The organism is Mesorhizobium sp., from assembly GCF_005063415.1.
In the GTDB taxonomy this organism is placed as follows: domain Bacteria; phylum Pseudomonadota; class Alphaproteobacteria; order Rhizobiales; family Rhizobiaceae; genus Mesorhizobium.
On the sequence record NZ_SUEG01000120.1, the window covers coordinates 4768 to 15664 of the forward strand.

Consider the following 10897-nt stretch of genomic DNA (forward strand, 5'->3'; position numbering starts at 1 on the left):
GTGCGCAAGGTGCTTATCGATCATCCGCACGAAAAGACAATCTCGCTGCTGGCGATCGCCGTATCGCATCTGGAGCAGCATGCCGGCCTGCAACTGGAACTGCCGCTCGGGCTCGACGACGACCGCCGCCGCCCCGGCACCAGGAAGGGCGCGGCGCGCTGGACCGCAGATCGCGCCGTCGACAAGATCCGGGACCGCTTCGGCTGGGAGGCGGTCGGCTACGCCTCGGTCGCGCTCGGACTACGGCGGTCGGTTCCCGATGCCTTTCGCGAACTGGCCGAAAAGGAATTGTGAGCCGCCCGGCCGGGGCGAAAGTCTGGCGATACCGATCTCGAAAAGACTACCCGACAGAACCCAGGGGCGATACGGCCGGCCCGTTCAAGGCCGTGCCATCGACGGCAAAATGCGAGCCGTGGCAGGGACAGTCCCAGCAGCGTTCCAACGAGTTCCAATGGACATGGCAGCCGACATGGGTGCATGAGGCCGAGCGCTTGTGGAGCGTGCCGTCCTCATCGCGAAAAGCCGCGACTTTGGTAAGACCTTCGCGCACGATAGCGCCCTCTCCCGGCCGCAGCTTGTCGGCGGAATCGATTTCACCAGGCGCGACATACTCGGCAAAACTCCTGATCGTTGTCGCATTCTCCGCTAGATAATCGCCGATCGCCCGTACCGTCTTGCGAGAGGGTTCGTAAAGTTCCCGCCACGGGCTTTCCCCCTTCAGGATCAGGTCGGAAATCAGTTGGCCGGCAACAACCCCATGGGTGATGCCCTGACCGGAATCGCCTGTGACCACGAAGACATGCCGGTTGCCGGGATTGCGGCCGATGAAGCCGGCATAGTCGACGGTCTCCATTACCTGCCCGGACCATCGAGTGGCTTCGGTGCCGATATCGGGCACCAACCCTTTGATCCAGTCCGCCAGGGCCGCGAAGCGGTCGTCGGCATCGTCGGCCTGCCCTGTCTTATGGTCCTCACCACCGACGATCAGAAAGTCGGTTTTGCCTTCACCAGGCTGCAGGCGAACGTAGTGATAGGGGTCCAGTGTGTCCCAATAGAGTGCATCCGGCAAAACGTCGCGCGCGATCTCGAACGCCATGGCGTAGGTCCGATACGGCGCTTGCTTGGTATGGAGCGCGACCCGATCGTTGATCGGCGAGTTGGTGGCAACAACGGCCGATCTGGCAGACACGGCAAAGCCCGAGACCGTGCTTACGCGCACGCCGCCGTCGGTCTCCTCGACCTTGTCGACGATGGTCTCAGCATAAAGCGCGCCGCCGCGCGCGCGAATGCCGGCAGCCAGCCCGCGGAGATATTTGAGCGGGCGAATGTCGCCTGATTGGCGTAGCGAAGGACGGGCGCATCCGAAAAGTCTGCAAGCGGCACACCCACGGTTTTCTCGACGTCGACACCGATTTTCCGGGCGGCGTCCAGTTCGCGCTCGATGACGGATTCCCTTCTGCCTGACGCCGGAAACAGAAAACCGTCGAGGCGGCGGAAATCACACGCGATACCCTCTGCTTCCTGGATCGATTGGATACGGTCGATAGCGGCCGACTGGCTTTGGTAGTAAATCCGCGCCAGTTCCTCGCCGCGCAATTTGATTAGTTCCGAAAGGTAGTCGTCGCAGATCGATGACAGATGCGCGGTGGTGCGTGCCGTCATGCCGCTTCCGATCCGGCCGCGATCGAGCACTGCCACCCTTTGCCCGGCGCCGGCCAGTTCGTACGCCACCGACAGTCCGGCAATTCCAGACCCGACGACCACGACATCGACCTGTTCACTCCGCTCGAGCGGAACGGTATCAGGCGCGACTTCGGTTGCCGCCCAAAGCGATACAGTCCTTTCATCGCTGACATTCATTGGCGGAGCCCTTCATACCCGACATTCGGATAAACGGACGCCAAGATTCAAAGTTCCTCGACGCCTGAATGCCTGCGTAAGCTTGACGTCACCGCCGGTCCGCCCCGATGCGTTGTGAGCCGGCCTGGCTGGGGCGGTGCGATGCACGTGCGTCCGGAGCGATCGTTTCCTGCAAATGCGACATTCGCGGCGGCCCTGGGCGTCAGGCCAAAAGCGTAGCGCTGCCCCAAGAGATCAGGGCGATGCCGGCCGCCCGACCAACCCACTGGCCGGCAGGAAACACCTTTTCGACCAGCACCCGCGAAGGTCCGGAAATAACCCAGAAGGGGCGTTCGGCAGCGATCCGAGCAGCAACGATTTGGCAGGACCGGAAATCGGCATGGAATGCTGCGATCATCATCATGTCCCGTCCAAGTTGTGGACACTTTCTTCTCAAAGGCGCACTCTTGGCATGCGAAACGCGAGCCAGAGTTTCGTCCAACGCTTCACATGCCTGACTTGCGTCGGTGATTGTCTGACCTATCCGGATACTTCCGAATGGGCAGACCTCACATTGTGTCGCCTATCCGTGATCAGGCTACGGCCGAAGGCACGTTGCAGCCCGCTCCGGATCAACTGGGAGGTAAACAACATGCCTGATTTTCAGCGCAGAGAACTTCTTGTTCAAGGAAGCGCGGCTCTTGCCGCAATTGCTGCTCTCTATACCTCGCGTCGCGCTTACGCTTTTCCAACACGGCCGAGCGAGGAAGTTATTCCGTGGCTGGATCAGCCGACCAAAAATCCCGATCCGGTGGGTATCCAGAAGCAGCTTGTCTGGGAGGATTTGGACAGCTGGATAACGCCAAACGACAAGTTCTTCAGCATCTCGCATTTCAACCGACCAACGATCGACGAGAAGACATGGTCGATGGAGATCGGAGGCCTGGTCAAGAAGCCCTTGGAGTTAACGCTCGCCGACATCAAGGCGCGACCGCGGCAGGAGGTCGTTTTCACAGTGGAATGCTCGGGCAACCACGGATTTCCCTTTTTCACCGGCGGCATCGGCAATGCTCGTTGGGCAGGGACGCCGCTCGCCCCGATCCTCGAGGAAGCCGGTGTTCTGGAGAAGGGCATCGAGGTCGTCTTTTTCGGTACCGACACAGGCGAGATCCCGATACGCGACGTAAAAATGAAGCAGAACTTCGCTCGTAGCATGTCGCTCGCCGACGCGATGAACCCCGACAATCTCCTCTGCTATGAAATGAATGGAGCCGCCTTGCCGGCGCCCAATGGCTTCCCGGTACGGCTTATTGCTCCAGGCTGGTACGGGATCGCCAACGTCAAGTGGCTAAAGCGCATCGAGGTTCGCGATACGCGGTTCATGAGCCTTCTGATGGCCCGTGACTATGTCACCATCCGGGAGGAGGACCACAACGGCGAGACCGTATGGGCCGAGACGTCAGTCGGGCGAGCGCTGATAAAGTCCGCGCCTGCGAAGGTTACCCGGAAAGACTCAGATTACCGCATCGTCGGGGCAGCCTGGGGGGCGCCGATCGACCGGGTCGAAGTACAAATCGATCAAGGGCCTTGGGCACCAGCGACCATTGACCACACTGAGGAGGCAGAACACGCCTGGAAAATCTGGTCCCTGGCTTGGGCAAATCCTTCTCCTGGAGAACACACGGTGACCTCGCGCGCGGTCAGCACCACGGGACAAATTCAACCGGCGATGGACGATCCCTTGATTGCCAAGAAACACACATACTGGGAAAGCAATGGCCAGGTGACGCGCCGCGTGCGTATCGGCTAGAGCATTTTGCAGCCAAATGGAATCATTTGGCGTCCGCATAAATGCGGCAAAACAGATAGTTAGAGCGGGTTACCGGTTCCAAGAGAACCGGATCCGCTCTAAGAACTTGCTGCCATGTGGCTATTGCGTTTGGGTTACCCAGGAAGAGGCTGCCTGATCCGGAAGCTGGCACCGCTCTTTATTGAGCATGACGGGTGTGGGCCGTAGATCCTCTTCGCGACGATACCGCTCCCCGAAATCGGAAGCGGAGCCCTTCAGCTTGGTGATCGAGGCGATGGCAGACTTGTCCGGTGGCGCAACCTTGGCCACGTCGCCTCCGCGCGCCATCTCGGCACCATTTCCAGCCTCTCCTCACCTCTCCACGGCCCTGATCTCCGCATCGACCAGGCACCAGGGCGCATAGCGGAAGTCGCGGATCTGGATGACCTCCTCGCCCGCCCATTCGACCAGCATGAAGCCGCGCACGGCGCCGTCGGCCGCTTGCGGCTCGTGGATGAGGATCGCCGGCCTGCCGTCGACGAAGCCGAGCGACAATTTCCAGTCGCTGATACGGTCGTAATTGCCGAAATAGGTCGATGCCTCTGCCTTGCCGCGCAGGCGGACGCGGTTGACGACATCGAGCCGGACGTCCTCGGCGATCAGTGCCCTGACCGCGTCGAAGTCGCGCGCGTTGAACAGGTCGACATAGCGCCGCAGCCGGCGCTCGTCGTCGGCGTCGAGCCTCGGGGCGAGCGCCTGCTCGGGCTGCAGCGCCAGTAGCTTGAGCTGCGCCCGCCCGCGATGCAGCGCGGCCTTGGTGGCAGCGAGCGTCGCGCCGGTCACTTCGCAGGTCTCATGCAGGCTGAGGCCGAGCACGTCGACCAGGATCACGGCGCTGCGCTGCGGCACCGAAAGCTGCATGAAGGAACGCAGGCCGGTCTGGGCGGCGAGCCGGCTATCGGCGCTGCCGGAAGGATCCTCGATCACGCTCATGTCGGCCTCGGTCATGCGCGACCTTTCCGATTGCGCCGCCGCAGATGATCCTGCGCGGCATTGTGGGCGATGCGAAACAGCCATTGCTCCGGCCGTTCGACCATGGCGCCGCCGTCGATCGCCTGCAGCGCCTTGATCAGCACCTCCTGGACGATGTCCTCGCCGTCGATCACCGAGCCGGCCATGCGCGCGCAGTAGCGATGCAGCCTTGGCCGCAACCCGACGAGCATCGCCTCCAAAGTCGCCCTGTTCATTTTCGGCGTAGCATCCCGTTTCTGCGCGAGCGGCATGGCAGGCGCTATCCCGCCTTCTGATCCGCCAGCATACGGTAATTGCCGACAACTTTGACAGGCGATCGCATTGCCGGGGTCGAACGGCGTTCGGCGTGGTTTTCCGTAAATGCCTTGAAGGCGGCAAGCCCGGTCAGCGCCGACGAATCGCCGTCCTGACCGACGATGTGGACGAACGAGCCGTCGTCCAGCTCGAGCACGAGATAGCGCACCGCCGGCGGTGCCGCCTCGCCCAGCGCTTCGAACACTTTTTCGACCAGCGCGCGGTTATCTGCCAGGTCGGCTTGGTTCACCCCGTATCGAATGAGCGCGTAGTTCATCGTCGTCTCCTGATTGGTTGGTATGAACGAAGGACGACCGGCTGCGCTGAAAAGATTCTCCTTGTCGAAGAATCTTTTCGGTTGCCCGCATCGTCTTTCCCGCGTGGGCGGCTGCGCGGCAGCCATCAAGCAGGAGAGACGATCATGCATATCCAGTTTGCCGAGCTTCCGGTATTCGACCAGGATCGCGCCAAGGCGTTCTACACCAGGCATCTCGCCTGTCAGGTGCTGGCCGACCAGAAGATGGGCGATGGCGGCTGGCGCTGGATCGAGCTGGCATTTCCACATGCCGTGACGAACCTGCATTTCATCAGGCGCGCCGACGATCTACCAGGTGCGGAGCCCGTATTGGTGCTGGTCGACGAAAATGTCGAGGCAATGATCGCGGCCTTGAAGGCGGGCGGCGTCGAGATCGTCACCGAACCGCATGAGGCGTCGTGGCAGCCGGGACGCACGGTGGCGGAGTTTCGCGACAGCGAAGGCAACCGCATGGTCCTCGCCAGCCGATAAGCCACCGGAGCCCTCTGTCCGGCGGGCGTCGTACCTAAGTCCTACCTCCGGCCGGACCATTGGCCCTGCTTCCTTCGTGTTATTATTTCGTGACCTCTGCGCGCCGGAACCTTCCCTTGCATCGGGCGTTCGAGCGCTGTATTCGCGATGCCTCATATTTAGGCAGGCGGAGGAAATGCGAATAAGGGCGGGTGGCAAAACAAACATGGGCCGGGGAGGAGCATCTTACCATGTCGAACCGTAAAATCGGAATATCCCACAGTTTGGGGCAGCGCGTTGCTGACCTCAAATCCAGAATGCAAACTGCCCAGATTACCGAGCACGAGATCAAGACGTTTCAAAAGGTTGCCGCCATCATGGGCGGCGCCGAAGGCTCACTGCGCCTCGACGCGGACGATCTGATTGCCGCGTCCTTCCTTGTCGATCCCTTGGAAGATCTCCCGCTCTCCAGTTGAAAGCACTGACCGCAGGTCGAAATCCTACCGGGTTTGAACCTGCGATTCCTGGCGGCGGAGCATCCGCCAGCCCAAGCCGCATGCGAGGATGACGTTGGCCAGCGCCAGACCGGAAAGCGCGGCCAACGTCCCGTGCGGGCCGAAGCGCTCCAGCAGCAATGCGCCGGCCGAGGGTGCCGCGGCCTGGGCAATCAGGCTCGGCATGGCGAGGCGACCCATTAGTCTCGCATAGCCATTCGAGCCGAACAGCGCGAGCGGCAACGTCCCCCGCGCGATGGATTCGAGGCCGATGCCCGCGCCGTAGAAGCCGAGCGCCAGCGGGATGATTGGCATGCCGGCCCAGAGCGCCGAAACGCCGATCGCGACGAAGGTAACCGAGACAAACTTGGTCAGGATCGGATGGTGGTAGCGCGCGATGGTCATCTCGATCGCGCGCGCCGCCACCTGGGACGGGCCGACCAGCGCGCCGAGCCCGACGGCAGCGGCCAGCGCCATGCCGCTGCCTTGCAGGATGGTGAGCAGATGCACCGACAGCGTCGAGGAGATCACCGCCGCAAGCGTAAGTGTCGCGGCCAGAACGATCATGATCGACGGATCGGGATTGCCTTCGCGGGCCGGCGTCGCCTGGTTCAATCCCGGTTTGACTGGCGGTTTCGGCGCCTCGCGGGGCAGGATCACCAGATAGAGCGGAAGCGCAATCACCAACTGAACAGCCGCGTACACCAGGCAGGTACCGCGCCAGCCGACTTCCTCCAGCAGAAAGGCCGAGATCGGCCAGCAGATCGTGCTGGCAAAACCGCCGAACAGCGTCAGCGTGGTGATGGCGGAGCGCGCGCCATGGCCGTAGTGGCGGCCAAGCGTTGCGAAAGCGGCATCGTAGAGCCCCGCCCCCATGCCCAGGCCGACGATCAGCCAGGCAGCGATGTACGCCGCAAGGTTGGGGGCAACGGCCAGCCCAACCTGGCCGACCCCGATGCATCCAGCGCTGAACGCCAGGACGTTGCGGCCGCCATGCCGCTCGATCGATGACCCGACGCGCGGAGAGATCAATCCCGCCACGAGCAAGCCAAGAGACAGGCCGCCGACAACCCATGCCAGCGGCCAGCCGTTATCGGAAGAGACCGCCGGCGCAATGACCGCTGGCAGATAATAGGAAGACCCCCACGCCATGATCTGCGTCAGGCCAAGCGCGGTGATGATCGCGCCCCGGCTGCGCAAAATGGCCGGCGAAGGCGGCGAAAGGCTCATGCCGCGACGCCGCAGCCACAGCCGCCTTTGCCGACCGCCTTCGCCTCGAGGTCGGCGACACAGCAGGCACCTACCGCTGCCGGCGCCGGGCCGCCGCAGCACCCCTTGTCCGCCACGCCGATCCGCGGCACGGTGCAGACCCCGGTCTCGGGCAGCACAAGCTGGACATTGTCGGCAGCAACCATGTCGCCGGCGATCGCCGCGGCGACCGAGCGCACCTGCTCATACCCGGTCAGCAGCAGGAAGGTCGGTGCGCGGCCATAGCTCTTGATGCCGACCGTATAGAACCCGTGCTCGGGATGGCTGAGCTCGCGGTGGCCGTGCGGCGGCACGTCGCCGCAGGAGTGCTCGTTGGGATCGATCAACGGCCCCAGTGCCTTGACGCTTTCCAGCCACGGATCGAGCTCGAGCCGAAGCTCGCGGGTCAGCGACAGATCGGGGCGCTGTCCGGTCGCGGCGATGATGCGGTCGACCGGGCCAAGCGCCTGCAAGCCGTCCTTGGTCTGGCCTTCGACGACCAGCCGGCCGTTGGCATCGAGGATCGAAACAGCCGCAAAGCCCGTCACCAGCCTGACGCCGCCGCTCTCGGCGAGTTCGCGCACTTCGGCGCCGAGTTCGCCGCGCGCCGGCAATTGGTCGGCATCGCCGCCGCCATAGATGCGCACCAGGTCGGTGCCGCGCGTGGTCCAGATGAAGTCCGTGCCGGGCTCCACATTTGCCAGGCTGGCGAGATCCAGCAACGCATTGGCGGCCGAATGGCCGGAGCCGGCAACCAGCGTCGTCTTGCCGGCATAAAGGCTGCGATCGCGGCCGAGAATATCGGGTATGCCGTAGGCGATGCGGTCGGCAAACTCGGCTTCGCCTTCTGCAGGAATTCCGCCGGCGCCGAGCGGGTTCGGCATCTGCCAGGTTCCCGAAGCATCGATGACGGCACGGGCGCTGTCGCGCCTAGTGCCGGTGGCGGTTTCGACCGCCAGCACGAACGGCCGGTTCTCGCGTCCCTTGCTCAGCACCTTGTCGGCGCCCCAGCGCGAGATGCCGACGACGCGGGCGGCGGTTTCGATCGACGGCGACAATTGCGGAAGCTTTGCAAGCGGCTCGAGATAATCCGCGACGAGGTCGTCCGCGGTTGGGAATGCCTCGGGCTCGGGCATCCGCCAGCCATGCGCCTCGAGCAGGTTTCTGGACGCCCGATCGACGCAATAGCGCCAGGGCGTGAACACCCGGACATGGCCCCAATCCCTGAGGTTGGATGCAACCGTATTGCCGGCTTCGTAGACTTTGACGGGAATACCTTGCGCGATGAGGTGGACCGCTGCCGCCAGGCCGACCGGCCCGGCGCCGATCACCGCGACGGGGAGTTTTCCAATCATTTCCATATCTTCCATCCTTCCGGTAATTTCGAATTATACTGCCAAAAAATCACACCGCCGTCTTGGCCGCCGCTTCCGCCGATGCCGGCGCACAGGTGGCGTCGGCGCAGCATTCGTCTGCGAGGTATCCGATGAGCCCGTTCATGGCGGGATAGTTGGCCCGGCAGATCAGCGTCGTCGCCTGGCGCTCCTGTGTCACCAGGCCGGTGTCGACCAGCCGCTTGAGATGATGCGACAGCGTCGAGGCGGCGATGCCGAGCCTGTCCTGGACGCGTCCGACCGGCAGCCCCTCATCGCCCGCCCGCACCAGCGTGCGATAGAGCTGCAACCGCGTCGGGTTGCCGAGGGCTTCAAGCTGCGCGGCTGCTTTTTCGAGTTTCATGGAAATAAACTATTTCCAGAATCGCTGCACGTCAAGAGTATTTCGACAAAGATCGAAATAAGATAATCTCTAGGCGACGCGCTTGCCGCTGGCGTCGATGACGACCTCGCCGTCCTCCTTGGTGAACGGGCCGATATCCGGATTGGGCAGGATATCGAGCACGGCTTCGGAGGGTCGGGCAAGCATGGTGCCGAGCGGCGTCACCACGATCGGCCGGTTGATCAGGATCGGATGCGCCAGCATGAAATCGAGGATCTCGTCGTCGCTCCACTTCGGGTCGCCCAGGCCAAATTCGGCATAGGGCGTGCCCTTTTCGCGCAGCAATTGGCGCGGCGTCATGCCCATCGCTGCGATCAGCTCGACGAGCTTTTCGCCCGACGGCGGGTTTTTCAGATATTCGATCACCTCAGGCTCCTCGCCGGACTGCCTGATGATGGCAAGCGTGTTGCGCGAGGTGCCGCAATCGGGGTTGTGGTAGATGGTGATGGTCATCGCGCAGCTTTCATCTGTCCGACTGGTTTCGGTTGGGCGAGCAGCCACCTTGCCAATGCCATGGCGAACAACGCGCCCAGAAGTTCGGCGCCGATGAAGCCCGGCAGATCGGCGGGGCGGATCCCGGCAAAAGTGTTGGAGAACGCACGGGCGATGGCGACGGCCGGATCGGCAAAGGATGTCGATGCGGTGAACCAGTAGGCGGCGGTGATATAGAGCCCGACCAGCCAGGGGATAGAATCCGGACGGGAGCACAGGCCGGTGAGGATGGTGAGGACCAGCCCGAAGGCGGCGACCAGCTCCGCAATCCATTGCCCGCTTCCGGTCCGCACCGTCGCCGACACTTGCAGGATCGGCAGTTCGAACATCGCATGCGCGAGCAACGTTCCGGCGATGCCGCCGGCAATCTGGGCGGCGACGTAAGCCAGCGCTGCATTCGTTTCGATCTCACGTCGAAGCGCAAACACCAGCGTCACCGCCGGGTTGAAGTGCGCTCCGGAGATCGGCCCGAATATGGTGATGAGCACGACCAGGATCGCCCCGGTCGGCAAGGTGTTGCCGAGCAGGGAGACGGCGACATCGCTGCTCAGCCTGTCGGCCATGATGCCGGAACCCACCACGGTGGCGACCAGCAGAGCCGTGCCGAGGGCCTCGGCAACAAGGCGGCGGGAAAGATTGACCAAGACGAACCTCCCCTAGCAGTTGCAGGTCACAGCCTGGATGACCGGCTGGCAAAGTTCCGGCGCGCCATTGCAGCAATTCTCCATGAGGTAGGCCAGCAGATCGCGAAAGCCGGTCATATCGGCAAAGTAGCGCACGCTGCGGCCCTCCCGTTCGGTCCGCACCAGGCCGGCATGCAACAGGATCTTGAGATGGGCCGACATCGTATTCGGCAACGCGGCGAGCCGCGAGGCGATCTCGCCGGCCGGCACACCGTCGGCGCCGGCCCGTACGAGCAGGCGAAAGACGTCGAGCCGGGTTTCCTGGCCGAGCGCGGCAAGCGCCGAAAGGGCGAGTGTCTTATCCATATTTCCAGATTTCCAGAAATGACGAGGAGAGTCAACGCGCCTCTGCCAGCGGCTCCTCGTTCACCGCAGGGCAATCGCACGTCGGCAAGTACCCCCTCACCCGGATTGCCAACCGAATTGCGAAGCGCAATTCGGGGCAATCCGACCTCTCCCCCAGGGGAGAGGAGGTCGCCAGCGT

General features: G+C 63.1%; 13 protein-coding genes and 2 pseudogenes. 4 read left to right on the forward strand and 11 right to left on the reverse strand.

Annotated elements, in window-relative coordinates; genetic code table 11:
* Positions 1-294, forward strand: a pseudogene (locus E5W70_RS24475) (DNA polymerase IV); the annotation flags it as partial.
* A 46-nt stretch (positions 295-340) separates the two neighbouring features.
* Here E5W70_RS24475 and E5W70_RS24480 read toward each other — a convergent pair.
* Positions 341-1860: pseudogene (locus E5W70_RS24480) on the reverse strand (FAD-dependent oxidoreductase).
* 202 nt (positions 1861-2062) lie between these two features.
* Positions 2063-2263 carry a hypothetical protein gene (locus tag E5W70_RS24485; RefSeq protein WP_292663314.1) on the reverse strand — a complete coding sequence of 67 codons (201 nt, stop codon included), beginning with the start codon at positions 2261-2263 and terminating at the stop codon, positions 2063-2065.
* Between the two features lie 228 nt (positions 2264-2491).
* Here E5W70_RS24485 and E5W70_RS24490 point away from each other — a divergent pair, with 228 nt between their 5' ends.
* Positions 2492-3649: a sulfite oxidase gene (locus tag E5W70_RS24490; protein ID WP_292663316.1), complete on the forward strand. Its 1158-nt coding sequence runs from the start codon at positions 2492-2494 to the stop codon at positions 3647-3649.
* Positions 3650-4000: 351 nt separating this feature from the next.
* On the opposite strand, the gene E5W70_RS24495 is transcribed toward E5W70_RS24490, so the two are convergent.
* The 3 genes from E5W70_RS24495 to E5W70_RS24500 are packed head-to-tail and all read right to left on the reverse strand — an operon-like array spanning position 4001 to position 5231.
* Positions 4001-4636: a sigma factor-like helix-turn-helix DNA-binding protein gene (locus tag E5W70_RS24495; RefSeq protein WP_366509746.1), complete on the reverse strand. Its 636-nt coding sequence runs from the start codon at positions 4634-4636 to the stop codon at positions 4001-4003.
* On the reverse strand, positions 4633-4875 hold the full coding sequence (locus tag E5W70_RS33180) for an RNA polymerase sigma factor (protein ID WP_366509747.1): 243 nt from the start codon (positions 4873-4875) through the stop codon (positions 4633-4635). The genes E5W70_RS24495 and E5W70_RS33180 overlap by 4 nt, the downstream gene beginning before the upstream one ends.
* Positions 4876-4919: 44 nt before the next feature.
* On the reverse strand, positions 4920-5231 hold the full coding sequence (locus tag E5W70_RS24500; RefSeq protein ID WP_292663318.1) for a hypothetical protein: 312 nt from the start codon (positions 5229-5231) through the stop codon (positions 4920-4922).
* A 144-nt stretch (positions 5232-5375) separates the two neighbouring features.
* On the opposite strand from E5W70_RS24500, the gene E5W70_RS24505 reads away from it, so the two are divergent.
* Together E5W70_RS24505 and E5W70_RS24510 are read left to right on the forward strand one after the other, a co-directional pair.
* Complete coding sequence (locus tag E5W70_RS24505; RefSeq protein ID WP_292663320.1) at positions 5376-5741, forward strand: VOC family protein; 366 nt, start codon at positions 5376-5378, stop codon at positions 5739-5741.
* Positions 5742-5971: 230 nt separating this feature from the next.
* Entirely contained in the window at positions 5972-6196 is a 225-nt protein-coding gene (locus E5W70_RS24510) for a hypothetical protein (protein ID WP_292663322.1), read from the forward strand.
* Between the two features lie 24 nt (positions 6197-6220).
* On the opposite strand, the gene E5W70_RS24515 is transcribed toward E5W70_RS24510, so the two are convergent.
* The 6 genes from E5W70_RS24515 to E5W70_RS24540 form a co-directional block, all read right to left on the reverse strand.
* Positions 6221-7444, reverse strand: a complete 1224-nt coding sequence (locus E5W70_RS24515; RefSeq protein WP_292663325.1) for an MFS transporter — start codon at positions 7442-7444, stop codon at positions 6221-6223.
* Positions 7441-8817 carry an FAD-dependent oxidoreductase gene (locus E5W70_RS24520; protein ID WP_292663335.1) on the reverse strand — a complete coding sequence of 459 codons (1377 nt, stop codon included), beginning with the start codon at positions 8815-8817 and terminating at the stop codon, positions 7441-7443. Before E5W70_RS24520 ends, E5W70_RS24515 begins: the two co-directional genes overlap by 4 nt.
* Before the next feature lie 49 nt (positions 8818-8866).
* Positions 8867-9199 (reverse strand): metalloregulator ArsR/SmtB family transcription factor, encoded by a 333-nt coding sequence (locus E5W70_RS24525; protein ID WP_292663327.1) that lies wholly within the window; start codon positions 9197-9199, stop codon positions 8867-8869.
* Positions 9200-9268: 69 nt separating this feature from the next.
* Positions 9269-9691, reverse strand: a complete 423-nt coding sequence (gene arsC, locus E5W70_RS24530) for an arsenate reductase (glutaredoxin) (RefSeq protein WP_292663329.1) — start codon at positions 9689-9691, stop codon at positions 9269-9271.
* Entirely contained in the window at positions 9688-10374 is a 687-nt protein-coding gene (locus E5W70_RS24535) for an MIP/aquaporin family protein (protein ID WP_292663331.1), read from the reverse strand. Before E5W70_RS24535 ends, arsC begins: the two co-directional genes overlap by 4 nt.
* A 12-nt stretch (positions 10375-10386) precedes the next feature.
* Positions 10387-10719 carry a helix-turn-helix transcriptional regulator gene (locus E5W70_RS24540; protein ID WP_292663333.1) on the reverse strand — a complete coding sequence of 111 codons (333 nt, stop codon included), beginning with the start codon at positions 10717-10719 and terminating at the stop codon, positions 10387-10389.
* Positions 10720-10897: the final 178 nt, after the last annotated feature.

What these genes read in the sequence shown, in the direction of transcription:
- E5W70_RS24520 (WP_292663335.1), bottom strand. Translation starts at nt 8,817, where the DNA reads ATGATTGGAAAACTCCCCGTCGCGGTGATCGGCGCCGGGCCGGTCGGC.
- E5W70_RS33180 (WP_366509747.1), bottom strand. Translation starts at nt 4,875, where the DNA reads ATGAACAGGGCGACTTTGGAGGCGATGCTCGTCGGGTTGCGGCCAAGG.
- arsC (WP_292663329.1), bottom strand. Translation starts at nt 9,691, where the DNA reads ATGACCATCACCATCTACCACAACCCCGATTGCGGCACCTCGCGCAAC.
- E5W70_RS24505 (WP_292663320.1), top strand. Translation starts at nt 5,376, where the DNA reads ATGCATATCCAGTTTGCCGAGCTTCCGGTATTCGACCAGGATCGCGCC.
- E5W70_RS24525 (WP_292663327.1), bottom strand. Translation starts at nt 9,199, where the DNA reads ATGAAACTCGAAAAAGCAGCCGCGCAGCTTGAAGCCCTCGGCAACCCG.
- E5W70_RS24490 (WP_292663316.1), top strand. Translation starts at nt 2,492, where the DNA reads ATGCCTGATTTTCAGCGCAGAGAACTTCTTGTTCAAGGAAGCGCGGCT.
- E5W70_RS24515 (WP_292663325.1), bottom strand. Translation starts at nt 7,444, where the DNA reads ATGAGCCTTTCGCCGCCTTCGCCGGCCATTTTGCGCAGCCGGGGCGCG.
- E5W70_RS24495 (WP_366509746.1), bottom strand. Translation starts at nt 4,636, where the DNA reads ATGACCGAGGCCGACATGAGCGTGATCGAGGATCCTTCCGGCAGCGCC.
- E5W70_RS24540 (WP_292663333.1), bottom strand. Translation starts at nt 10,719, where the DNA reads ATGGATAAGACACTCGCCCTTTCGGCGCTTGCCGCGCTCGGCCAGGAA.
- E5W70_RS24510 (WP_292663322.1), top strand. Translation starts at nt 5,972, where the DNA reads ATGTCGAACCGTAAAATCGGAATATCCCACAGTTTGGGGCAGCGCGTT.
- E5W70_RS24500 (WP_292663318.1), bottom strand. Translation starts at nt 5,231, where the DNA reads ATGAACTACGCGCTCATTCGATACGGGGTGAACCAAGCCGACCTGGCA.
- E5W70_RS24485 (WP_292663314.1), bottom strand. Translation starts at nt 2,263, where the DNA reads ATGATGATGATCGCAGCATTCCATGCCGATTTCCGGTCCTGCCAAATC.